The organism is Perlabentimonas gracilis, from assembly GCF_011174675.1.
Taxonomy (GTDB): domain Bacteria; phylum Bacteroidota; class Bacteroidia; order Bacteroidales; family Tenuifilaceae; genus Perlabentimonas; species Perlabentimonas gracilis.
The window spans coordinates 1-24,197 of the sequence record NZ_JAANIG010000027.1 but is presented as its reverse complement, the minus strand read 5'-3'; the positions used below and the strand labels follow the sequence as shown (position 1 = coordinate 24,197).

General features: G+C 44.4%; 23 protein-coding genes. 12 read left to right on the top strand and 11 right to left on the bottom strand.

The features are described 5' to 3' along the window. Window positions 1-72: 72 nt before the first annotated feature. Together trxA and G8O23_RS11885 are read left to right on the top strand one after the other, a co-directional pair. Entirely contained in the window at window positions 73-390 is a 318-nt protein-coding gene (gene trxA / locus G8O23_RS11890; protein ID WP_166365086.1) for a thioredoxin, read from the top strand. Between the two features lie 84 nt (window positions 391-474). Continuing rightward, complete coding sequence (locus G8O23_RS11885; RefSeq protein ID WP_166365084.1) at window positions 475-1,050, top strand: LOG family protein; 576 nt, start codon at window positions 475-477, stop codon at window positions 1,048-1,050. Here the strand turns inward: G8O23_RS11885 and ribD are convergent. Then, window positions 1,047-2,138, bottom strand: a complete 1,092-nt coding sequence (gene ribD, locus G8O23_RS11880; RefSeq protein ID WP_219932503.1) for a bifunctional diaminohydroxyphosphoribosylaminopyrimidine deaminase/5-amino-6-(5-phosphoribosylamino)uracil reductase RibD — start codon at window positions 2,136-2,138, stop codon at window positions 1,047-1,049. The genes G8O23_RS11885 and ribD overlap by 4 nt on opposite strands. A gap of 41 nt (window positions 2,139-2,179) precedes the next feature. On the opposite strand from ribD, the gene prmC reads away from it, so the two are divergent. The 4 genes from prmC (at window position 2,180) to G8O23_RS11860 (ending at window position 5,656) form a co-directional block, all read left to right on the top strand. After that, window positions 2,180-3,052, top strand: coding sequence for a peptide chain release factor N(5)-glutamine methyltransferase (gene prmC / locus G8O23_RS11875; RefSeq protein ID WP_166365082.1), 873 nt, complete (start codon window positions 2,180-2,182; stop codon window positions 3,050-3,052). Window positions 3,053-3,404: 352 nt separating this feature from the next. After that, complete coding sequence (locus tag G8O23_RS11870; RefSeq protein WP_166365080.1) at window positions 3,405-3,863, top strand: regulatory protein RecX; 459 nt, start codon at window positions 3,405-3,407, stop codon at window positions 3,861-3,863. 161 nt (window positions 3,864-4,024) lie between these two features. Next, the gene (locus G8O23_RS11865; RefSeq protein WP_166365078.1) at window positions 4,025-5,152 is read left to right on the top strand and encodes an ImmA/IrrE family metallo-endopeptidase; all 1,128 of its coding nucleotides are present in this window, start codon (window positions 4,025-4,027) and stop codon (window positions 5,150-5,152) included. Between the two features lie 3 nt (window positions 5,153-5,155). Next, window positions 5,156-5,656, top strand: a complete 501-nt coding sequence (locus tag G8O23_RS11860; protein ID WP_166365076.1) for a DUF4411 family protein — start codon at window positions 5,156-5,158, stop codon at window positions 5,654-5,656. Window positions 5,657-5,744: 88 nt separating this feature from the next. Here G8O23_RS11860 and fumC read toward each other — a convergent pair whose 3' ends face one another. From fumC to G8O23_RS11825, 7 genes are all read right to left on the bottom strand, one after another. Further along, the gene (gene fumC, locus G8O23_RS11855) at window positions 5,745-7,130 is read right to left on the bottom strand and encodes a class II fumarate hydratase (protein ID WP_166365074.1); all 1,386 of its coding nucleotides are present in this window, start codon (window positions 7,128-7,130) and stop codon (window positions 5,745-5,747) included. A 91-nt stretch (window positions 7,131-7,221) separates the two neighbouring features. After that, on the bottom strand, window positions 7,222-7,947 hold the full coding sequence (locus G8O23_RS11850; protein WP_166365072.1) for a head GIN domain-containing protein: 726 nt from the start codon (window positions 7,945-7,947) through the stop codon (window positions 7,222-7,224). A gap of 213 nt (window positions 7,948-8,160) precedes the next feature. Further along, entirely contained in the window at window positions 8,161-9,777 is a 1,617-nt protein-coding gene (locus tag G8O23_RS11845) for a fumarate hydratase (RefSeq protein WP_166365070.1), read from the bottom strand. 59 nt (window positions 9,778-9,836) lie between these two features. Continuing rightward, window positions 9,837-10,181, bottom strand: coding sequence for an ArsC/Spx/MgsR family protein (locus G8O23_RS11840; protein ID WP_166365068.1), 345 nt, complete (start codon window positions 10,179-10,181; stop codon window positions 9,837-9,839). Window positions 10,182-10,250: 69 nt separating this feature from the next. Further along, entirely contained in the window at window positions 10,251-10,982 is a 732-nt protein-coding gene (locus tag G8O23_RS11835) for a GIN domain-containing protein (protein WP_166365066.1), read from the bottom strand. A gap of 9 nt (window positions 10,983-10,991) precedes the next feature. Continuing rightward, window positions 10,992-12,128 carry an acyloxyacyl hydrolase gene (locus G8O23_RS11830; protein WP_166365064.1) on the bottom strand — a complete coding sequence of 379 codons (1,137 nt, stop codon included), beginning with the start codon at window positions 12,126-12,128 and terminating at the stop codon, window positions 10,992-10,994. 105 nt (window positions 12,129-12,233) lie between these two features. After that, window positions 12,234-13,052, bottom strand: a complete 819-nt coding sequence (locus G8O23_RS11825; RefSeq protein ID WP_219932502.1) for a 2,3,4,5-tetrahydropyridine-2,6-dicarboxylate N-succinyltransferase — start codon at window positions 13,050-13,052, stop codon at window positions 12,234-12,236. Window positions 13,053-13,210: 158 nt separating this feature from the next. Here G8O23_RS11825 and G8O23_RS11820 point away from each other — a divergent pair, with 158 nt between their 5' ends. From G8O23_RS11820 to G8O23_RS11810, 3 genes are all read left to right on the top strand, one after another. Further along, complete coding sequence (locus tag G8O23_RS11820) at window positions 13,211-15,625, top strand: prolyl oligopeptidase family serine peptidase (protein ID WP_166365062.1); 2,415 nt, start codon at window positions 13,211-13,213, stop codon at window positions 15,623-15,625. Window positions 15,626-15,760: 135 nt separating this feature from the next. After that, window positions 15,761-16,540, top strand: coding sequence for a carboxypeptidase-like regulatory domain-containing protein (locus G8O23_RS11815; RefSeq protein WP_166365060.1), 780 nt, complete (start codon window positions 15,761-15,763; stop codon window positions 16,538-16,540). Beyond that, the gene (locus G8O23_RS11810; protein ID WP_166365058.1) at window positions 16,518-17,462 is read left to right on the top strand and encodes a pyridoxal-phosphate dependent enzyme; all 945 of its coding nucleotides are present in this window, start codon (window positions 16,518-16,520) and stop codon (window positions 17,460-17,462) included. Before G8O23_RS11815 ends, G8O23_RS11810 begins: the two co-directional genes overlap by 23 nt. 1,049 nt (window positions 17,463-18,511) lie before the next feature. Here the strand turns inward: G8O23_RS11810 and G8O23_RS11805 are convergent. Then, the gene (locus G8O23_RS11805; RefSeq protein WP_166365056.1) at window positions 18,512-19,552 is read right to left on the bottom strand and encodes a hypothetical protein; all 1,041 of its coding nucleotides are present in this window, start codon (window positions 19,550-19,552) and stop codon (window positions 18,512-18,514) included. Between the two features lie 224 nt (window positions 19,553-19,776). On the opposite strand from G8O23_RS11805, the gene G8O23_RS11800 reads away from it, so the two are divergent. From G8O23_RS11800 to G8O23_RS11790, 3 genes are all read left to right on the top strand, one after another. Beyond that, window positions 19,777-20,538, top strand: coding sequence for a hypothetical protein (locus G8O23_RS11800; protein ID WP_166365054.1), 762 nt, complete (start codon window positions 19,777-19,779; stop codon window positions 20,536-20,538). Between the two features lie 75 nt (window positions 20,539-20,613). Then, window positions 20,614-20,955 carry an ArsR/SmtB family transcription factor gene (locus G8O23_RS11795; RefSeq protein WP_166365052.1) on the top strand — a complete coding sequence of 114 codons (342 nt, stop codon included), beginning with the start codon at window positions 20,614-20,616 and terminating at the stop codon, window positions 20,953-20,955. A gap of 38 nt (window positions 20,956-20,993) precedes the next feature. Next, the gene (locus G8O23_RS11790) at window positions 20,994-21,437 is read left to right on the top strand and encodes an arsenate reductase ArsC (RefSeq protein WP_166365050.1); all 444 of its coding nucleotides are present in this window, start codon (window positions 20,994-20,996) and stop codon (window positions 21,435-21,437) included. Between the two features lie 109 nt (window positions 21,438-21,546). Here G8O23_RS11790 and G8O23_RS11785 read toward each other — a convergent pair whose 3' ends face one another. Further along, window positions 21,547-23,604 (bottom strand): M56 family metallopeptidase, encoded by a 2,058-nt coding sequence (locus G8O23_RS11785; protein WP_166365048.1) that lies wholly within the window; start codon window positions 23,602-23,604, stop codon window positions 21,547-21,549. After that, entirely contained in the window at window positions 23,591-23,992 is a 402-nt protein-coding gene (locus G8O23_RS11780; protein ID WP_166365046.1) for a BlaI/MecI/CopY family transcriptional regulator, read from the bottom strand. The genes G8O23_RS11785 and G8O23_RS11780 overlap by 14 nt, the downstream gene beginning before the upstream one ends. Window positions 23,993-24,197 lie beyond the last annotated feature (205 nt).

Sequence of the window (24,197 nt, the reverse complement as noted above, 5' to 3'; positions counted from 1 at the left end):
TGAGGAACATTTTTAAACCAAAGCTGTTATCTTTACAAATAAAAATTCATTAACAAATAAAACTTACGAACTATGGCACTTGCAATTACCGATGCTAATTTTGAAGAGATTGTTCTCAAATCTGACAAACCTGTACTACTCGATTTTTGGGCAGAATGGTGCGGACCATGCCGCATGGTTGCCCCTTTTGTTGAACAGATTGCCGAGGAATTCGAAGGCAAAGCAGTTGTAGGCAAGGTTGATGTTGACAGCAACCCCGGCGTAGCAGGCAGGTTTGGCATTCGCAATATCCCCACCATCCTATTCTTCAAAAACGGTGAGATAGCCGATAAGCAGGTTGGTGCTGTACCCAAGGCAACATTGGTTTCAAAGCTCGAAGCGTTACTATAAACAACCTACATAATATATATCGCCAAATCATTGCCGGTTTGGCGATATTCGTATTATTACTACCGCTCGCTTACAACTTTTACCATGAAAATATGTGTATTTTGCGCCTCCAGCGCAAAGATTGATGAGAAATATTTTGAGGCAACCAAAACCGTTGCCCACGAGTTGGTTAAAGCCAACGCCACAATTCTATACGGTGGGGGATCAGTAGGCCTAATGGGCTGCTTAGCCGACACAGCCCTCTCGCTACAGGGAAGGGTGGTTGGTATCCTGCCACAGTTCATGGATAAGGTGGAATGGGGTCACAAGGGGCTTACCCAAATGGTGCTTGTTAAGGATATGCGCGAGCGCAAAAAGCAGCTTACCGAAAACGTAGATGCGGTGGTTGCCCTACCCGGTGGGTGTGGAACACTTGAGGAGCTGATGGAAGTGTTCACACTAAAGCGGTTGGGAAAGTTTACAAAACCCATTATAGTTCTTAATACCGACGGTTTTTACTCACACCTGGAGCTACTAATAGAGAAGATGATTGAGGAGCGCTTCATGCGCCCCGAACACAGGCAAATTTGGCAAATGGTATCAACCCCAGAGGAGATAATTCCGGCAATTAAGTCGGCTCCACATTGGGATGAGTCGGCAATTGAATTTGCAGCCGTTTAACCCCTCGAGAGTCTATTCCTGTAAGTAAACAGCTTGCTATCGCCCACCTCATCGTAGCTGAACAGCTCGCCACTTAGCTCAGGGGCTTTAACACCATCGCCAAAAAACTTATTGCCAACAAACACACGGGCTTCATCCCAATAGTTTTTCTTCACAAAGCTGTTGATAAGCATAGCTCCACCCTCAACAATTACCGAGTTAATACCCCTATCGTACAGCTCTTTCAGAACCTGATCCTCGGCCCCCTTCGCAAAATCGATGGTAAGCAACTCTATGTTGGGTACCGAGGCAAATGTTTGCCGTTTGCTGGCAGCGCTACTGTTGTTCCCAACAAAAACTATGGTTGGCAACGAACCGTCGTACACGTTCACATCGGGCGATAGCCTAAGCTTGCGGTCGAGCACTATTCGCATGGGTGAGCGTCCGCTCCAATCGCGCACATCGAGCCTTGGATTGTCCTTGTCCACAGTGTTGGTTCCAATCATTATGGCCTGCTCCTCGCTACGCCATCGGTGAACCAGGGTTCGCGACAACTCGTTGGTTACCCAAACCGGGGCAATGGGATCAGATGGTTTACGAACAGCATCTATGTAGCCATCGAGGGTTTGTGCCCACTTAAGAATTACGTATGGCCGCTTTTTGATATGGTACACAAAGAACCTACGGTTCAACTCCTTGGCCTCCTTTTCGAGCACACCAACCTTCACTTCAACACCTGCATTTTTGAGCAATTCAATCCCCCGGCCTTGCACTTTTGGGTTGGGATCCAGTGTTGCCACTACTACCCGCTTTATCTTTGAGTCAATTATTAGGTTTGCACAAGGGGGTGTTTTACCAAAGTGAGAGCAGGGTTCAAGCGATACGTATAGGGTTGATTCACTGAGAACATCGGTATCCTTAACCGCATTAATGGCTGCCCGTTCGGCATGATCCTTTCCATACTCCGTATGGTATCCCTCGGCAATTATCTTGTTATTATGCACTATAACTGATCCCACCATAGGGTTTGGTGCCACGTTACCCATACCGTTGCTAGCCAGCTCAAGGCAGCGGCTCATATAGAGTTGATCAAGACTCGGCTGTTCCATATTTATTGATTACTTTTGAGATACAATTCTGCAATACTACCATGAGCGACAACAGCATCCTTTTAAGGTACAAATCGATATGTAACGAACTCGAACCTATCTACCCTTTGTCGGAGGCTAAGGCCATAGCCCGTATGGCAATTGAATCTGTTTCCAACAAAAAAATTCACGATGCCATTGCAAATCCTCAGCTTACCCTTTCGGACGGTGAGATCACCCAGCTAGAATACTATATTTCGCAGCTAAAGTTACAAAAGCCAATTCAATATATTTTGGGAAATACCGAGTTTTTTGGTCTTAACCTCAAGGTAGCCCCAAGCGTACTTATACCACGCCCCGAAACCGAGGAACTGGTGGACTGGATTTTAACGACACACAACGAAAGTTCTCCGTCAATCCTCGACATAGGTACTGGGTCGGGTTGTATTGCCATTGCCCTTGCCAAGAACATCCCCGGAGCCAAGGTTTTTGCGCTCGACATTTCATCCGAAGCCCTTGAGGTGGCATCGAAAAATGCAACGGAGAATGGGGTAAGCCTAACATTAATCAATGAAAACATACTCAACCTGCCCGCTGAGCTGAGCGGTTCTCCTTTTGATATTATTGTGAGCAATCCGCCATATGTACGCGAAAGCGAGAAGGAACTAATGGCTCCCAATGTGCTGGAGAACGAGCCGGAGCTGGCGCTATTCGTTAGCGATGTTAACCCTCTGGAGTTTTACAAAGCCATTGCCAGCGTGGCGCAAAAACACTTAAAACCTAAGGGTTGGGTTTATTGCGAGATTAACGAAGCCTTTGGAATTGAAACCGCATCGGTATTTGCCGAGAGGGGGTTTGTGAATGTCACACTGCGCAAAGATATTAATGGCAAAGAAAGAATGCTGAGATGCAGAAGAGGGGAAGTTGAAAGTTGAAAGTCAGAAAGTCAAAAGTCTTGGGGAGTGAGTGGGCGTTTGTTTATATTTATTCTTCTTAGCAACTTGGCGTCCCTGTCTGCCGACAGGCAGGTTGGCGTGAGATTCTTTGAATGTAAAATGTAAAATGTAGAATGAAAAATGATGAAGTTGCGATGGGGAGTGGGCGCTGGCTAATATTTAATCTTTTTAGCGTACTAGCGTTTAAAAAGGGAGGATGCGAATTTCAGAAGGCTAGTCGTTTCAATCAATCTTGGTGAAAACATCAATCAGTCAATCAATCAATTTTTGCGTATTCGTGTTTTGCGTAAAAAGTGTAGAAAACTTAAGAATTTCGGAATAAATTAAGCCAATGGATACAAAAAAAGCGCTCGACCGGGCCCAATGGCTTTGCAGCCAAAGCGAAAAATGCCCCTACGATATTAGGCAAAAGCTTCTTCAGTGGGGGGTAGACACGGAAGAGATCAAGAAAATTATCGACCTACTAGTTAAAGATGGATTTATTGACGAGAGCCGATATGCCATTTCCTTTGCCCGCGAGAAGGCCCGGTTTAACAAGTGGGGTCCTAAAAAGATTGAGATGGCGCTCCGCGCCAAGCGCATAGCCGATGAGCACATTGCCACAGCCCTCTCCGAATCGGCAGAGCACAGCAACGACGATATGCTCCGTGAACTCCTTGCCGCCAAGGCTAAAACCATAAAAGCTAAGGATAGCTACGACCTTAAAACCAAACTAATACGGTTTGGGATGTCGCGTGGGTTCGAGTACGGGAGGGTGTTGGGTATAGTGGAGAAGATAGTTGAATTATGAAGTAGTTGATTCTAATAACTTTATTGGCTGCAAGTGAAAGTACGCATAAGGAAATTTATTTGGTGAAAGGATAAGTAAATTAAGACGTTGACATACAATCCAAATATTTGGTGTAATTAATTGTCTTAGTTTGATGGTCTAAATTGTTATATATTTGCAATATGAGAACTGAAGTAAATATCAACGCAGATATGCTTACATGGGCAATTGCCCGTGCTGGATATGATCTGCATGACTTTGCCAACAAAGTTCCTAGTATTTTTGATTGGATTCAGGGTGAGAAAAAACCAACAATTAAGCAACTTGAAAATTTATCTAAAAAGGTTTATCTACCTTTTGGTTATTTCTTCTTACCCGAACCACCCAAAGAAAAAATTCCAATTCCTTTTTTCAGAACCAACAATACTCAAGCCACTCAAGTAGGTGTAAATATTTATGATACAATCTTGTTATTACAACAAAGACAGGATTGGCTTAAAGATTACCTTAAAGAGAGTGAATTTGAAACATTAAGCTTTGTTGGTAAATACAGTAATAGTAATAATTTTCGGGAAATTGCAGCAGATTTGCGGAGAAGTCTAAATTTATCTGAGAATTGGGCAAGTCATTATAAAACATGGCAAGATGCTTTAGAGTCCTTAATTCGTCATATTGAGGATATTGGTATTATTACAGTATTCAATGGAATTGTTGGGAATAATACTCATCGACCAATTAGCGTTGAAGAATGTCGTGGTTTTGTCCTTGTAGATGAAATGGCACCTTTCATGTTTATCAATAACTCTGATGCAAAAGCTGCTCAAATGTTCACTATTGCTCATGAATTAGCCCATATTTGGATTGGACATAGTGCCGGTTTTGACTTCAGAAAACTTGAACCAGCAGATGATCCGATTGAGAGACTTTGCGATAAAGTAGCAGCAGAATTTCTTGTTCCAGAAATTGCTTTTAATGAGGTTTGGAATACTAATCCTAACATTAAAAATACTGCAAGGTATTTTAAAGTTAGTGAAATCGTTATTGCTCGAAGGGCTTTAGACTTAGGAAAAATAACAAAAACTCAATTTTTGGGATTTTACGATGAATATACAAATAGAGAGTTCATCAAAAAAGAAACTCAAAGTTCGGGTGGTGATTTCTATGCTACAACGAGAAAGAGGTTAGGTATAGCTTTTTCTGCACACATTAATAATGCAGTAAAGTCAGGAAAATTATTGTATCGTGACGCCTATAAACTCACAAGTTTAAAAGGAGACACTTTTCAAACATATTTCACAAAACACATATAGTGGATGGGAGTCTATATAGTAGATAGCAATTTTTTTATTCAGGCGCATAGAGACACCTACCCACTTGACGTTGCTTTCAGTTTTTGGAATAAAGTAAAACAATTAGCACTTGAAGGTAAAATAATTAGCATTGATAAGGTGAAAAATGAGATTTACGATAAAAATGATGCATTAGAATATTGGTGCACAAATAATTTACCTGTTAATTTTTTCAAAGACACTATAGAAGTTATTAATGAATACAGGCTAGTTACACTTTGGGCTTTTTCAAGAAACTCTCATTATTCACAGAATGCTATAAATGAATTCTTAGATGCTGACGAAGCAGATGCCTTTATTATTGCTTACGCTTTGGGTGACACAACCACAAGGACAATTGTTACCCAAGAAGTGAGTAGACCTGAAATGAAGAGCAAAATTAAAATCCCAGAACCCTGTAAAGCTCTTAATATTCGTTACATAAGATCAATGGAAATGTTTAGAGAATTAGGAGAAACATTCTAATTAGCTATCGATAATAAATCTAACACCACCAACCGTTGGGATTACAACTTCAAAATTCGGTGTTCAATATTCATTATTCATCATTCTTTCACCTCCCCACCATCCTCCTAGGATCCACCCACCTATCAAACTGCTCTTCGGACACATAGCCCAGCTGCATTGCAGCCTCTTTGAGCGTCAGATTCTGGTCGTAAGCCATTTTGGCTATCTCAGCCGATTTTTCGTAACCTATATGTGGGTTAAGGGCTGTGATAAGCATTAGCGAGTTGGCAAGGTTACGATCAATATTTTGCAAGTTGGGCTTTAATCCCTGTAGCGCATTGGTATTGAAGCTCTGCACAGCCTGCGCTAGCAGCTTAGCCGACTGCATAAAGTTTTGAATAATGAGCGGTTTAAACACGTTGAGTTCAAAATGGCCATTCATCCCACCTACGGCAATGACCGTATCGTTACCAATAACCTGTGCACATACCATGGTGAGCGCCTCAACCTGTGTTGGGTTAACCTTACCGGGCATTATGGATGAGCCGGGCTCATTGGCCGGCAGGATTAGCTCACCAATTCCACTGCGTGGACCTGAGGCCATCACTCGAATATCGTTGGCAATCTTCATAAGGCTTACGGCTATCTGCTTGAGCGCCCCGTGGGTTTCAACAAAGGCATCGTGTGCAGCCAATGCCTCAAACTTATTGCCTGCCGAAACAAATGGATATCCAGTAAGATCTGCTATGATTTCGGCCACCAGCAGGGAAAAACCTTTGGGGGCATTTATCCCTGTACCCACTGCGGTGCCACCTAACGCCAGTTCGAGCATATGGGGCAGCGTATTCTCTAAAGCCTTTATGCCATGCTCAACCTGAGATGCATACCCAGAGAATTCCTGCCCAAGGGTTAGCGGTGTGGCATCCATCCAGTGGGTGCGACCAATCTTTACTACCTCAGAAAACTCATTGCTTTTTGCAACGAGCAGCTTGTGCAAAGCGCTTAATGCAGGTATGGTTTGTTCTATCAAGGTTGAGTAGGATGCAATATGCATGGCTGTTGGAAATGTATCGTTGCTACTCTGCGAGAGGTTCACATCATCGTTGGGATGAAGGATTTTCTTTGCATCAAGGAGCGAACCACCGCTTAGCAGATGCGCCCTATTGGCAATAACCTCGTTCAGGTTCATATTGGTTTGAGTACCCGAACCCGTTTGCCAAACCACCAACGGAAACTGATCGATATGCTTGCCGTCAATAATCTCATTGGCCACGGCTACAATCAAATCCATTTTATGTTGGGGCAAAACCCTAAGTTTATGGTTAGCTAATGCAGCTGCCTTTTTAATAATGGCAAATGCTTTTATCACCTCTTCGGGCATCCGCTCACTGCCTATCCTAAAATTCTGAAGCGATCGCTGGGTTTGAGCCCCCCATAGCATATCGGCTGGCACATTCACCTTGCCCATAGTATCTCTTTCGACCCTGTACATAGTTGAAGTCTTTTGTTACTAAAATAGTTTTAAGCAAAAGGGAGAAACCGTAACGCTTTCTCCCTTTTATATTTAGTAACAAAACTTGAGGCTATTTGTTTCTAATTCGTCCCGAACCCGATACCTTACCATCGACCAATGGGTTTCCGGAGTACACAATGTCGCCGCTCCCAACAACACGAGCCTTAAGGCTCTGACTAGCGACTAGGTAAGCATCACCGGAACCAGAAATGCTTACCTCGGCATTATTGAACTCAATTCCATGAAGAGCAACATCGCCCGAACCGGTAACCTTAACGCTGGCATCTCCAGCACTCCCTTTGCCCGACAGCTTCACGTCGCCCGAACCAGAGACGGCAACATCCAAATCACGAACCGTTAGGTTGGATATGTTCACATCGCCACTTCCCGAAACACGTACACTTAGGTTCTCTGTAGCGATTGGGGTTTGAGCCCGAATATCGCCAGAGCCAGAAACGGTAAGGCCATTAACCTCGGGCATAGTTACAAAAACCTTTACCTTCAGATTTCTCCATCCAAAGTTTACCCAACCCTCGGTTTTAATAACAAGGGAGCTACCCTTTACCTCGGTGATAACTTCGCTCAAAAAATCTTTATCACCCTCGATGGTAAAGCTATAGGTATCGCCCTGCGATAGGTACAAATCGGCCGGAATGGCCAGCTGAATGGATGAGAAGTTAGCTAAAGCCCTATCCTCCTTAACGGTTTCGCCGCTATATGTGGTTACACATGACGATGTAATAATGGCCACGCTTAATGCTATGGCTACGCTTAGGTGTTGAATCGCATTTTTCATGATCTTTTTACATAATTGATTTGACACCAAAACGACGAGTTGAAAATTTATTTGCTGCATAAGTTTCAATGTTTTTTAATAATTCGGGTAAAAATGCGTGTCTTAAGACTGAAGACAAGACAATCATCAATTCCGTGCTATAATTCTGTATAACCTGTCCAATAATTTAGCCACAACGTCTGGGTCATTGAAATTGCTGGAGATATCTTGATGCTATATCATGGCATAAAAGTCGTTGCCCTTGTCATCCACAAGGATAAAGGCTGGAAAATCCTCAACCTCGATGCGGTAAACAGCCTCCATTCCCAGCTCGGGATACTCAATAAGTTCAACCTTTTTAATATTCTCCTGAGCCAGTATGGCTGCTGGCCCACCAATACTACCCAGATAGAACCCACCATACTTCTTACACGCATCGGTAACTGCCTTGCTCCTATTGCCTTTGGCAATCATCACCATGCTGCCGCCGTGGCTTTGGAACAGATCCACATACGAATCCATTCGCCCAGCGGTGGTTGGGCCAAAGGAACCCGATGCCATTCCTGCTGGTGTTTTAGCTGGTCCGGCATAGTATATGGGGTGATCCTTAATGTATTGAGGAAGTCCCTCGCCGCTCTCAACTCGCTCTTTAAGCTTAGCATGGGCTATATCGCGCCCCACCACAATGATGCCGCTTAACGATAATCTTGTGCCCACCTTATGCTTTGAAAGCTGCGCTAGGATCTGTTCCATTGGTTGATTTAAGTCGATGCTTACAGCACCCTCTGTATTATCCTTTCGATATTCATCGGGAATAAAGCGCCCAGGCTTACCGTCGAGTTTCTCAATCCAAATACCCTCTTTGTTTATTTTTGCTTTGATATTTCTATCGGCTGCACAGGACACTCCCATACCCACTGGGCAGGAAGCACCGTGACGAGGCAGGCGGATAATCCTGAGGTCGAGAGCAAAATATTTTCCACCAAACTGAGCTCCAATGCCCAGCTTATACGCAGCATCTAATATCCTCTTCTCCAGAGCCACATCACGAAAGGCTTGCCCCCCCTCATTCCCTTCGGTAGACAGGCTATCCATATATTTGGCCGATGCCAACTTCACGTACTTGAGGCAGGCCTCGGCAGATGTTCCACCAATCACAAATGCAATGTGGTAGGGCGGGCATGCAGCCGTTCCCAGCGAGCGCATCTTGTCAATTAAAAACTGCTCTAACTTTTCGGGGTTAAGCAAAGCCTTGGTCTCTTGAAAAAGCATGGTTTTATTGGCCGAGCCCCCTCCTTTGGCTATAAAAATAAATCTATAATCATCGGTGCATGTGGCGGTTATATCTATCTGTGCTGGAAGATTTGTGCCAGAATTCTTTTCGGTATACATATCGAGGGGAACGATTTGCGAGTAGCGCAGATTCTCCTCGGTGTAGGTTTTGTATACGCCCAGCGACAGCGCCTCCGCATCGTTCGCTCCTGTCCAAACGGTTTGCCCCTTACGGGCAAAAATAACCGCAGTACCTGTATCCTGACAGTAGGGAAGTACACCCTTGGCCGACACTTCGGCATTCCTAAGGAGGGTAAGCGCCACGTACTTATCGTTTTCGCTGGCTTCGGGGTCGCTTAGCACCTCGCCCAGCTGCTGCAAATGCTCCGTACGAAGCATGAATGACACATCGCGAAGCGCCGTTTGCGCCAAAAGGGTTAGCCCCTCGGGCTTAATCTTTAGAATTTCATGCCCCTCGAAATTTGAGGTAGACACAAAGTCCTTGGTAAGCAGGTAGTAGTTGGTTTTGTCATCACCCAGAGGATAGGGGTCGAAATACTTAAATTGTGGGGTAGCCATAGTATTTGGTTTTAGGGTTTAGCAAACAAAAAAGTGACTACTAACAAAGAACACCGGTATTATCGCAGCACCTTATCAATTTCATGGGGAGGGTTTCCGATAACGGCTTTTAACTTGCCTACAACAATAGGACGCTGCAACAGCTTGGGATTTTCCCTGATGATCTTAACCCATTCGTCCACGGTAAAACTCTTCCCTTTCAGGAATTTTTTGAAATAATCTTCCTGCGGGCGAACAATGGCCGAAGGTTCGAGGTTGGTCTTCAAAAGAATCTCCTTTATCTCGTCGGTGGTAAGGGTGTTCTTTAGGTACTCACGAACTTCAAACTCACCGGTTTTCGATTTCAGATACTCTAGCCCTGCACGGCTATGCTTGCAGCGAGGATTATGAAAAATCTTAAGCATGACAACTTGTTTTTGGGAGTACAAGTTATAGCTAAAAACCTTTCGAGTCAACTTAATTATGGTTCTTGGCTAAAGAGGATACAGATTACCCGTGGAGCTTCGCTCTTGGATATCGATAGTGGTAGGGTTTCCGGTGTAATATACGTTACCGTACGAGTTGAGAACGACCCTTAAGGTTTGGTTTACCTGCACATAGCTATCGCCCTTGGTATTATTTATCATCCTAACAAACCCAGCATCGAGCGATAGGGCGTTAAGCGAGGCGGAATTGCGCATCCAAAAACTTGCGTTGGCAGCCCTTCCCGACACAATAAAGATCCCAGAGTCGATTGAATTACCAGTGATGATATTAAGTCGATCCACATCTACATCCAGCTCAACTACACCGGTATGCAAGGTTGTTAGTATGTATAACGATTCCTGCTGAACAGTGCCTATGGTTTTAATGTTGGCAGGTGCAGCAATGGAAATATGTTCGAGTACTGGAAAGCAAATGGTAACACTAGGGGTTACGTATGCAGGATTCCACTTAAAACCGTTTTTATCGGAGAGCGTGAGCACACCCTCATTCACATCAAAAACAATATCACCCAACATTGCACTGGGTGCCTCAACAATAATTTTATAAAGAGTATCGGGTTTTAGGTAGATGTTAAATCCGTTAAGCACTTCAAACTTGGTGATAACAGGTAGCGTCTCCTCAACCGTTTCAATATCGCCGTATCTATCCAATATCATATCTTCGCATCCGCAAAGCGAAAGCATACATATAATTGCTATGGCTAATAATTTGCGACACATACCCATTACCTAAAGATTAATATCGTAACCTACTCCCCACTCGATGTATTCGGCAGCTAGTTTACTCGATTTTAGACTACAGTTAACAAAAAGCTTATTGGCAAACCTATACCTTATGCCTACCCTTGAAAAAAGTATCGACTCGTTGGGGTTCGAACTTAACACCCTTACACCCTGTTGAATTACAAACGAAAGCTTATCCCAAACAAACTCGTAGCCAAAGTGTATACCTCCCGACAGAGGGGCGTAATCACTTACCATCTTATTTTCGGGGTATATCGAATAATCTATGGGGATATAAAACATATCAACTCCAGCCCCTACCCTAGCCATTGGGTTAACATAGTACGAGTAATAAGTAGCATAACCCAGCGTATAGCAGGGAATAGGTTTAGATTTGTTATCCTCAAACACACCACCATTAAACAACAGCGTAATTCTATGCCTATTGGGTAAATCTGTTAAATCATCAACTTGACTAATTGCACTAGGCGATTGCTTAAGCATATAGTTTGCCCCCAGCCTTAAGGCAAAAGTGTTTATGCCCGAGTTGGGCAACTTAACTCTTCCGTTCGATGCATGTGAATAAATAGGGCTTACCATTATTGAAAGGTCTGATGAAACCCTGAATTGCATCTCGAGCGATAGCTGTATAAATGCATTCCAGTGCGAACCATTGGCCTGATTCATAGGGTTGTCTATCCTATGGTATGGCCGGGTAATATACCCTAAACCGCTGGTGATAGTTGTACCAAGCGAGAATTGCTTACCTGTAACGTATTGCGATGTGAAGAATACAAAGCCACTGTACAAATTGCCATACACACGGCTATTCCCAAGGCCAGACGCATATACCCCCACTCCCAGCATAGGCGGATTTAACGGACGAACCTTAGGCAAATTTTTGCCCACGCGTAGGTCGAGCCCATTAACAAATCCACTTGCATGAAACTGGATATAATCATGGTGCGGATATACAGCCCCCCGATAGTATGCAGCCTGAAAGAACGACTGGTTTACCACATCATAATCCTTATTGTGGGATGTTTCAGAACCAACAACTACCGATTGGGCCAACAGAACAGAAAGAGCCGTAGCAATTACTGACTTTAGCCAAGCCTCAACCTTACTCCTTGCAAATGACATATGCATACTATCCCATTACCTAAGAAACACTGGCCTAAACAAGCGCATCTTACCAAACGACTCTACCACAATTAATAAAGAATTATTGAGAAAGAAAACAATAAGCTAAACCGCAACACTATGCTCCCTTAGGGCATCGTTTAGGGAGGTTTTAAGATCGGTCGACGCCTTACGCTGACCAATAATCATGGCGCATGGAACTTGAAACTCCCCTGCAGGAAACTTTTTGGTATACGACCCCGGTATAACAACCGAGCGTGGAGGAACCTCGCCCTTATACTCAATGGGCTCACTTCCAGTAACGTCAATTATTTTGGTCGATTTGGTTATTACCACATTGGCTCCCAGCACAGCCTCCTTACCAACCCTAACGCCCTCAACAATTATGCAGCGCGAACCAATAAAACAACCATCCTCAATAATTACTGGGGCTGCCTGCACTGGTTCAAGCACGCCACCAATGCCTACTCCGCCGGAGAGGTGGACATTCTTTCCAATCTGGGCACACGAACCCACAGTTGCCCAAGTGTCAACCATTGTACCCTCATCAACAAAAGCACCGATATTAACGTACGATGGCATCATGATAACCCCCTTGGCCACAAACGATCCGTAGCGGGCTATAGCATGTGGCACCACGCGCACCCCTAGTTCGGCATAATTCTTCTTTAGGGCTATTTTATCATGAAACTCAAATGGCCCCACCTCAATGGTCTCCATCTGGCGAGTGGGGAAGTACATAATTACGGCCTTTTTAACCCACTCGTTCACCATCCACTCATCGCCCTTTGGCTCAGCAACTCTAATAGTTCCCTTGTCCAACATCTCAATTATATGCTCAATAGCCTCTAGGGTTTCTTCCGAGAAACCACTCTGACGATTTTCCCAAGTGTTCTCAACTATAGCCTTATACTTCTCCATCATCTTTGTTGATTTTTTATTCTAGTTTACCGAATGCCAAAAATAATTGTTTTTTGGAGGTTTGTAAAATTCCTTAAACCAAAAATGGTAATTTTGGTCAAAACAGTTCAAGCAGCCTCAACATCGAACTTCAGAATATTTTAACCCATAAACTCTACACAATGAAAAGAATTGCCATCTTCCCAATTACGCTAGTGCTTATTGCCTGCACAATAGCAAGCATTGCCCAAGAGCCAACGCGCTATATGGAACCTGCGAAGGAACTTCTTGAGCTAATTGATGCACCCTCAACACCATCACTATATCTAAACCCAACACGCTCGCACGTGCTATTTGCCTACCCACAGGGAATGCCCGACATTGCCGAGATGGCGCAAACCGAATTGAGGTTAGCTGGCATAAGGCTAAACCCCGAAAACTTCGGATCGAGCAAGCCTCGGCTTTGGGAAAAACTCACCTTTCGTAAATTCGAAGCAAAAGATGAGTACCCCGTTACTGGGCTACCAAGCAACGGCAATATTAAAGGTTTTAGCTGGTCGCCCGACGGTAACAAGCTGGCCATCACCATATACTTTCCAAAGAATATTGAGATTTGGGTAGCCAACGTTGCCAATGGAGAGGCCACACGCTGGGCAAGCAATGTGCACGAGGTGCTTGGGCGCGGAACCGTTGAGTGGGCACCCAACAGCCAATATTTCATCTACTCATCACGGGTACTCGAGCGCGAAGGACTAACCTTCGAGGATGCTTTACCCGAGGGCCCATCGATTCAGGTTTCATCAGGGAAAAAAACAACGGTACGTACCTATCAGGATCTTCTGCAAAATCCACTTGATGAGCAAAAGTTTGAGTACTACGCCACCAGCGTTCTAAAAAAAGCATCCGAGGGGAACGATCCCGAAACCATTGGAAACCCTGGACTTATTGGTAGTTACTCCATATCGCCCGATGGGGAGTATATTCTGGTTCAACAAATCATTCGCCCCTTTTCGTACATTGTGCCTTACCATCGGTTTCCTCAGCTAGTGGAGGTTTGGGATACCAACGGAAAGCTAATTAAGAAACTTACCGAGGTACCGCTTACCGAAAGCATTCCCCAAGGATTTAGCGCTGTGCGCAAAGGTCCACGTAGCCACCAGTGGCGCAACGACAAGCCATCGACCATAGTTTGGGTAGAAGCGCAAGACGAGGGAGATCCCAAAAGGATTGCCGAGATTCGTGATCTTCTCTACACGCTTGATGCTCCATTCAACACCAGCGCTACCCCTTTCCTCTCGCTTAACTTCAGATATGCTGGAATTACTTGGGGCTGGGACCAGATGGCCGTTGTTTACGAACGCTGGTGGGAAACACGCCGAATGGTGGTTAGTTTCTTCAACCCATCGGATGAGAGACAACCCAAGCGTGTAGTTTGGGATAGATCCTATCAAGATGCATATGGCGATCCCGGCAGCCTTATCACCGAAGCAAACCCCAATGGGTACCGAACGCTTAGAACCGATAAGCATAGAACGAAGCTATACCTATCGGGTCAAGGTGCATCGCCCGAAGGTGACATGCCTTTTCTTGACGAATTAGATATTGAAACGCTTAACACCAAAAGGCTATGGCAATGCCAGGCACCCTACTACGAGCGGTTCGTAGCAATTCTTGACGACCCCATTCGTAACATCTTAACCCAACGCGAATCGGAAACAGAGCAGCCCAACTACTACATCAGAGATTTACGTAGGAAGCGTATTACGCCATTTACCGACTACCCACATCCTTACCCACAGCTAAAAGAGGTTCAGAAGGAGATGGTGCGCTACAAGCGCAACGATGGAGTTGATCTGTCGGCAACCCTATATCTACCAGCTGGATACAAAAAGGGTTCCAAGAAACTCCCCGTTCTCATGTGGGCTTACCCCAGAGAATATGTCGATCCAGAATTGGCCGCACAGGTTACAGGCTCTCCATATCGTTTTATTCGCCCTTCCCGATTATCGCCAATTTTATGGGTTGCCCGTGGATACGCCGTTCTCGATCAGGTTGGTATGCCCATTGTGGGACAAGACTCACTCCTCCCCAACGACACCTTTGTTGAACAACTTATTGCGAATGCCAAGGCAGCCATTGACCACTTGGTAAACGATGGTGTAGCCGACCCAAAGCGCATAGCAATTGGTGGGCACTCGTACGGTGCATTCATGACTGCCAACCTACTTGCCCACAGCGACCTGTTTGCAGCGGGAGTTGCCCGAAGCGGAGCATACAACAGAACGCTAACGCCCTTTGGTTTTCAAGGCGAGGAGCGCACCTACTGGGAGGCTCCCGATGTATACAACAGCATGTCGCCATTCATGCATGCCGACAAGATTAAAACCCCAATACTACTAATTCACGGGGTTGACGACAACAATAGCGGTACGTTCCCCATGCAAAGCGAGAGATTCTATCAGGCCATCAATGGCCATGGTGGGCCTGCACGTTTGGTTATGCTACCCTTCGAAAGCCATGGGTATAGAGCCAGGCAATCGATATTACATCAGGCATGGGAAATTGACAGCTGGCTAAAGCAACATCTTGGCAGGTAGATTCAGTTTTTATTGGTTGATTAGATGGCCCTCTATAGATCAGCATGATGCCGTTAAAATTAGCTAAGTAAAACTCCGATGGCTAAATAATTCCAAACATCCTTATAAATTTGGGGTATCGAAAAATCAGAAGATTTGAAAACGATACCCCAAATTTTTTTGCTTACAATACTTTGCTCAGCCGCATTGGCTCAGCATAACAAGGACACCTTACGTACCGTTCATTTTCAGCTGGTAAACGCCAGCAATGGTAGCCCCATTGCACTTGGCCATGTGGTAAATACAGGTATCCGAAAGGGTGTTGTTGCCGATATGCTAGGCTATTTTGAAATGCCAGTTGCGGCTGGCGACACCCTTGTGATTTCGGCCCTAGGTTTTCACCAGATGAGGATTCCCTCGTGGGGACAATTTAACCCCGACTCTCTTTACTACCCCATTCGGCTTACTCCCAAATCGTACGAGATAAGAGAAGTTAAGATAACCCGCTTCGGTTCATACCAACGATTTATAAAGGAGGTTGCCTCTATGGATATACCCAAATCGGAAAACGAGGAGCTACAGGAGAAGCTTAATGAGTACGTAAAGAAAGTCATCGACCGAATGGAACTTGTGAATACTCCCCCAGCAACAGGTGGGTTTGTGTTTGGCGAGGACTGGTACTCGAAACAGATGAAAAAGATTGAGGAGAAAAGGGTTGAAGAGCAGCGATGGGATATTATTTCAAGAAAATTCTCGGCTGGGATAGTGAACGAACTAACAGGACTGGAGGGGGTTGAAGCCATCAGGTTTATGGAGTTTTGCAGTTTTACCGAAGGTTTTCTCCTTATTGCCAGCGAGTACGAAGTTAAAAAGCGCATTTTAGATAATTTCGAAGCATACAAACAGTTGAACTATGATCGCTCCAACAAAAAATGATATTGTTAAAGCCTATAGCATTGTAAAACAATACGCCCACTGTACCCCAGTACTCACTTCGCAATCGGTAAGTAAGATCTTAGGCTGTAATGCGTACTTCAAGTGCGAAAATTTTCAAAAGGTTGGGGCTTTTAAGTTTCGCGGGGCATCAAATGCAGTGTTTAGTCTCTCCGAAGATCTTGCCCAAAAAGGGGTCTGCACCCATAGCTCGGGCAACCATGCCGCTGCGCTGGCATTAGCTGCATCGATGCGAGGGATTCCTGCGTACATTGTAATGCCAGAAAATGCCCCAGCCATAAAGCGCAAGGCGGTTGAGGGCTATGGTGCCAAGATTTTCACCTGCGAATCGACCCAGGAGGCTCGCGAAAGGGAGTTGAAAAAAGTTCAAGCCGACACGGGGGCAACCTTTATCCATCCCTACGAAAACTTTCATGTGATATGCGGACAGGGCACTGCATCGCTCGAGTTGCTTCAAGAAGTTACCGATTTACAAGCAATAATTACACCCGTTGGCGGCGGCGGGCTATTCTCCGGAACGCTAATCTACACCAAGGAAACCAACCCAAAAATTGAGGTTTACGCTGGCGAGCCTCAAAATGCCGACGACGCTTTCCGCTCGCTTCGCGATGGGGTGCTTTACCCCTCGGTACAACCCAATACAATTGCCGATGGTCTCCGCACTTCGCTTTGTCCTCTAACATTATCAGTTATACAGAGGTATGCCAATGGTATTTTAACCGTTAGCGAAGAGGCTATTGTTGAGGCTATGCGGCTTGTTTGGGAAAGGATGAAAATAATTATTGAGCCATCATCGGCAGTACCCGTTGCCACCATAATGCAAAACCGCGGGGTTTTCGAAGGGAAAAAGGTGGGTATCATCATATCGGGTGGTAATGTTGATGTTGAAAAACTTCCTTTTTAACCTTGTAAATTCCTAAATAAGGTTAACCGTTTTTCTTTTCACTCAATTTCTCATTTAATTATAGAGCGATTTTTTGAGCCTGCTAGAATTTTGGCAGGCTTGCCTGACATCTTTTTGGCAGGCTTGCCTGACATTTTTTTGGCAGGCTTGCCTGCTATCTTTTTGGCAGGTTAGCGCCTTGGCGTGAGATTCTTTTAACACAGAGTTTTTTTGCTTGCTTACGGCAAGAACTTGATGTAGCTTATGCCTGTTGGCAATTGGATGGGGTGCTGACAATACTTGAGGAAACACAATGGGCACAGAGGTTGTTTTGCGCCTTTGCCTTTGGCAAATGCTTAAAATGGGTGGGGCGTGGGCGCTCGTTATTACGTTTCTGTATGTCTCCTGCTTCTAAACTTGGGGCCAAATGTGTAATAGCTATGGCTGTTTGATGCCCCCAGCGGGGGCAAATAGCGATAGAAACAAAACCATAGCAAACAGCACCCCAGCGGGGTGCAATAGGTATTGGGTAGGATATGTGAGTTTTTGCCTGCCAAGGGAACGGCAAACTTGCCTGACATTTTTTTGGCAGGCTTGCCTGCTATCTTTTTGGCAGGCTTGCCTGCTATATTTTTGGCAGGCTTGCCTGCTATATTTTTGGCAGGTAAACATTTAAACAATTAACACAGAGTATTTTTTGCTTGCTTACGGCAAGAACTTGCTGTTGCTTATGCCTGGGCAACTGGATGGTTTGCTTACAATACTTGAGGTAACACTAAGGACACAGAGTTTGTTTTTAAGCCTTTGCCCTGCGGCAAATTCTTAAAATTGGTGAGGAGTGAGCGCTGGCTAATATCTTACTATCCTTTGCGTACTTGCGCTTTTGCCTGCTATCTTTTTGGCAGGTAAACGTTTAAATCTTTGACACCCCGGTGGCAGTTGTGTCCGAAATGATTAGGTGCGACAGAGGATGGTGAATCAGCCAACGGGGAACTTTTTGCTGGCAAAAAGGTGGGGATAATCCTGTCGGGTGGAAATGTAGATGTTAAAACTCTTCCATTCTAAAGATTTTATCCCTCGGCAATCCTCTTCATGAGGTCATCAATTTGCTTATTGATGTTCTGAAAAAACTGAAAACGCTGCTTTTCTGATGTACCGCTAATTAGAGTCGATTTCTTAATTATATTGTTTAGCCACTGCTCGGTATTCTTACAGTAGGTGTCGTTGTTGGTATGCATGGCATTAAAACTGAAGTGCCCAAGGGAAACAGCCTGCAACTCACCATAGTTGCTAAGCTGGCCGTTGTTGCTAATTTCAATATCGCTTAAAAACAGCTTAAAGTTGGCTGGCCGTTGGGTGTCGGCCTCAACACTTTGTGGTTGCTCCCCATCGTTGGAAACTAGCACCTTGGTTTCCGTTTCGGCCATACGCTCAATATCCTCAATCTCTTTGCTCAGGTCGGCACAAACGCGCAGGGCATCCTCTTTGGATTCAAATATACCAGCCTCCCAGTAAAATTGAATTTGCTTAATAATGCTACCTACAGTAGAATTGGTCCAAACCTCAACCGAAGGGATTCTTATGTAGGCATCATAGATTGTCTGTCCTTTCGCTAGCAACTCATCGAATCTAAAATCTGCGTCGTACTTCACCTTGCTCAGGTCGGGCAAGTTCATCACGGTTCGCATCCAGTAAAAGAAAACGAAGTTGGCCAGCTCGGGGTAGTTAAAGTGGTAGTACATTGGAACCTCGCAACAGGTCAGTAACATTCGTGAATCCTTGGCCGAAGCCAGCTGCACCAGCTGTTTTCTGGTTATCTCGAGAAACTCGGCAAAGCTCTCAGCACTTATCTCTAAAGGTAAGTAGCTAAAGGTAACCATACCGCTTTTAACCTTGCTAAAGGCATCAAACGAGATTTGATAGTGCTCGCACAGCTTAACAATCTCATAAATATTGAGCAGCGTTTCGCCACGCATTCGTCTGTAAGCACTGTCGTTACTTATTTCTAGTATGTCGGAGAGTTCTGATACTAATGATGTGTTTGCAGGAATAACATCTTCAATTCCTCTTAGGAACTGTGCTTGTATTGACGATGCTTCGGATGTAGTCATACTTTAATATTATCGAAATAATGAGAACTAGCAGTTTTAATTTTGCGAAATATACAACCTTTTTACCAAAGCGTTGCAGAAAATGCAAACCTTTAGTTTTTACTGGCTGCTTAAGCAATAAATTTGCATCCATTAGTTGCAAACACTAGGCATTGACCATAATTCAGTTTTCAACATCTATAAAACCTAGATAACTTTGGTCACATAATCAACACAACTTTCCCATGAAGCGAATAGTAAACCTTATGCTTGTAACGCTAGCATTCTCCTCATGCGTTCCACTATACTATATGCCTAACAATGCCAATATACCTTTGCTAAAAGAAGAGGGTGAAACGGTAGCGCAAGCACATTATGGAGCAACCGACGACATGAACTTTTTTGGACTAAACGCAGCACATGCCATTGGGAAAAACACTGCCCTTATGTTCAACACTTCCGCGTTTATTACTGATCATAAACCTGAAGAAGTAAGCTCACCCATAGAAATTGAAAACAACAGAAACTACAACTCAAGCGTTAGAGCCTTTATGGCCGAGGCTGGGGTAGGTTTCTTTATACCTGTTAGTAAGGATAGCGTTTTTGTTTTTGAGACGTACGCTGGATACGGATTATATTCAGCAAACAGGGCACTGAACTCTAACCAAAGCATTACCTACAATATTCACCGCCCATTTATTCAGCCCTCAATTGGCATTAGGTACAAAAGGGTTGAGCTATCCTATGGTCTTCGGTTATCCAAACTATTCTTTGCCAACTCAAGACCGTCCACAGCTTTTGAAATTGATGAAATAGCTATGTCAGGTTATGATGTTTGGGACAAGGCGTTTAGACTTGAGCACAGCTTTACCCTAGGTATTGGGAACGATCGAATTAAGGCTCAGATCCAATGGATAAACACGCCCTTTTTCAACATCCTATCCGAAACGGCAACGGGTATCGAAGGGAACTCGAACATTAGTATGGGTATTCGCTATCGGTTCTAATTAGCAAAAATTCACTTCAAAAGGATTTCAGATTCCGATAGATGTAGTATGTTTGCGTCATCAAACAGAAAAAGCATGACGTATCACAAGACAGACCTATTTGATGCCGATTTGCAGGAGATAGCCATTATTTCGAAGGTTCTAGCACATCCGGCACGACTTGCCATACTTAGGTATTTGGCCAATGCCAACACCTGCATATCGGGCGATATATCGAACGAAATACCCCTAAGCCGCACCACCGTTTCGCAACACTTGCAAGAGCTTAAAAAAGCAGGGCTAATACACGGCGAGATTGAAGGAACGCGAGTGTGCTACTGCATTTGCAAGGAAAGTATGCAGCGGGCTAAACTCCTTTTCGATGGATTCTTTCAAGAAATAGAAGCCAGCAGCTCCAACTCGTGCAATACAAAATAAGAACACACAGAAACGTATTGATCAATTTAAAAGCAACCATGAAGATTCTAATTCTCTGCACCGGAAACTCATGCCGCAGCCAAATGGCCGAGGGTTTCCTAAAATCGTTCGACGAAACCATTGAGGTTTTCTCGGCTGGCACCCAACCCTCAAATGAGGTTCATCCTCTAGCCATAAAGGCAATGGCCGAGATTAATATCGATATTTCAACGCATCAACCCAAAAGCGTTGATGAGTTTATAAACCAATCGTTCGACTACGTGATAACCGTTTGCGCTGAAGCCAACGAGAGCTGCCCAACCTTTACCGGTAGAGTAAGCAATCGATGGCATATTGGATTCGACGATCCAGCAGAGGCCACCGGAACCGACGATGAGGTGATGGCAGTATTCCGTCGCGTGCGCGACGAGATTGGTGAGGGCTTTGCTGGGTTCTACAAGTCGGAGATAAAAAAGGGAGGAGGCTGCTGCTGTTGTGGATAGCAAAGCAAAGCGCCCATTTTGCCTTTAGCGTGTATATAAAACACTTGAATTACGGAATACCTAAAGGCGCAAAGGGGCGCTGCGAAAGTTTTTGGCAGGAGCCAAGCAGTTAGTTTTTAACCAAGCAAAACCCCATAGTAACTTTCGCCGATACGGGTTTACCATAGGGTTTTTCGGATTTCCAGCCGGGCATTTGGCTAATTACCCGCACCAGCTCAGCATTTACCTCAGGGTTTATTCCTTTGGTTACCATTACATCACCTATCTCTCCTCCCTCTGATAGGTCAAATTCAACCTCAACCAAATCGGGGTTGCGGCGTTTCGGTTTGTACGATTTGGGGTAATTTATACTCTCATGAATATAGCTAAGGGGCCAGCTTGTGGCATCTTCCCCAATCCTAGTTAAGTTTGTATTGTCAATGTCGGGATGAAAATCGGGTTGTGGCAGCTCGAAGTTATTGCACCTCACACCTACTGAAAGATAATTGGGGTTACCGGGCTCACCTCTTTTCATTGAAAACTCAAGTTTTCTAGCATTGATCGAAAGTTCTTGTTCCTGCTTCTTGCCAAGGCTATCAACTTCACCCTTACTCGAATGTTGAACTACAGTAACCTCACCATCGTTTTCGTTCTCTAGCGTAATACGATAAGCCTCAATTGCTGCTTTTGAATTGGTTTCCTTCTCCCTAAGATAAACCGTCCTATCCATCACCTTTATTCCAAAGTCAACCTTACCATCACTTCCTTTGGGTAGAACTAGGTAGTACAGCACCGAATCTAACTGCTGATAGTTGCTAATTCGCATAGTGTACTCACCTTCGGCTTCAATCATATATGATTGCTTAACAAAGTCGTTAAGCACTAAATCAGACAAGGGCTTTACCACTGATCCATCACTCTTTGACGTAATTACGAACTTGGGCATATGCTCACCATATGCTGTTCCCAAAATTGTAAAAGCTGTATTATTACCTAGAGCAAGGTTCCCGAAAAAGAGGTCGGCCTGTGGTTTTTGAAGAATGGATATAATCTTCTCCAAATCAGCATCAATCTCCTTATCGAGGCGGGAATAAAGTACGGAAGAGTCCTTCTCTACATTTTCATTAATATCAGCCAAAGCCTTGGGCTGATTTAAACTTGCCTCCTTCGAAAGAAAATCTGTTTCTTGGCTCTCATTTGGCTCAGCTAACCTTACCTGTTCATTTACATCATCTTCTGATTGCAAGCGGTATTCCACCTTACGCTCAACGGTAAACGAGAACAATCCAAAAAGCACAGCCGCACTGGGCATAAGAAGTAAATATCTATAGATGCCTCTACTTTCTTTAACATTTGTAAGCATAGCAAATCGATTTTTTAAAAGTTTAGCACTAAAGGAATTGGCAACCCGTGGGGCAACCAAGGTAGATATGCAGTCGAGTATAAGCTGCTTATACTCCAGGCTATCGACCCCGTGGCGCACAACGCACTTGTCGGCAATAAACTCATGCACCTCGGCTAAGGATCGCTTATACCAATAAACAAGGGGATTGAACCAGAACACAACGGCAAACAGTTCGGCCAGAAGCAAATCGAGCGAATGCAGCTGATGGGCATGCACCAACTCGTGCTGCAGCAAGAGGTGGCGATTGGGATTTCGAAGATCTTTCTCCGAAAAAACAATCAAACCAAAAAACGAAAAGGTTTGGCCCCAACTATCGCACACCCAAATCTTAGTATCTCCCACAAGCTCAACACGAGCATTTTTTTGTATCGATAAAGCAAACCTTACAACCTGCCATACCAATCGCACAGCCATTACACAAACAACGGCCAAATAGGTCATTAGCCAGAACTGCCAATTCAGGATAAATGGGTGAACTATTGGATCTACATTATTGCTTGCGACAGTAGCTTCAACCATACTATCTGCATCAGAAATATCTGTTGATAAAAAATTAGGGTTTGCATTATGATTGGTGTTTTCGGCAACATCAACCACCTTAGTAACCGTATAGCTTACTGACAGCAAGGGCAACGCAAGCGAAACGATTATTGCTGCAAGCAAAACAAATCGATTTGCAACTGGCTTGTTCTGCCTTGCCAAAAAGAGCAAGTAAAGCCCATACAGCAGCGAAAAGCAAACGGTTACTTTTGCTAGGTATATGAATATACTAGGAATTACCATCGCCCCCCTCCTCCTTACGTTTACTGATCTCCTCTTCCAACATAGCCTTCATCTCCTCGAGTTCGGTTAAACTTAAGTTACTGTCGGCTGCAAAAAAAGAGGCAAATCGCTTTACCGAGCTGTTAAAGTGTTTCGACAGCACATGCTTAAAACCTAGGCGTGCATAGTCCCTCCGGCTAACAACCGGGTAGTACTGATGATTTTTACCATACGCGGTATGGCTTACCATTCCCTTTTGCTCCAGAATTCGCACAATGGTCGATACCGTTGTGTAGGCAGGCTTGGGTTCCGGGAACAGCTCTAGAATGTCGCGAACAAAGGCTCGCTCAAGCTTCCACAAGTATTCCATTACTTGCTCTTCGGCTTTGGTTAACTCTTTAGTTTTCATACCACAAATATATAACTATATTTTATAGTTACACTACTATTGACTATAGTTTCTCACTAGTGTCCGACTAAATATTTTTTAAATGATAATAATGTAATAGATTTCTCGCTTCGCTCGAAATGACAGGCTATTACGCTGTAAGGGGTGAGGGGGTGAAGGCGGCTTCGCCGCCTTCACCCCCTCACCCCTTAGACCTCTTGAAAGT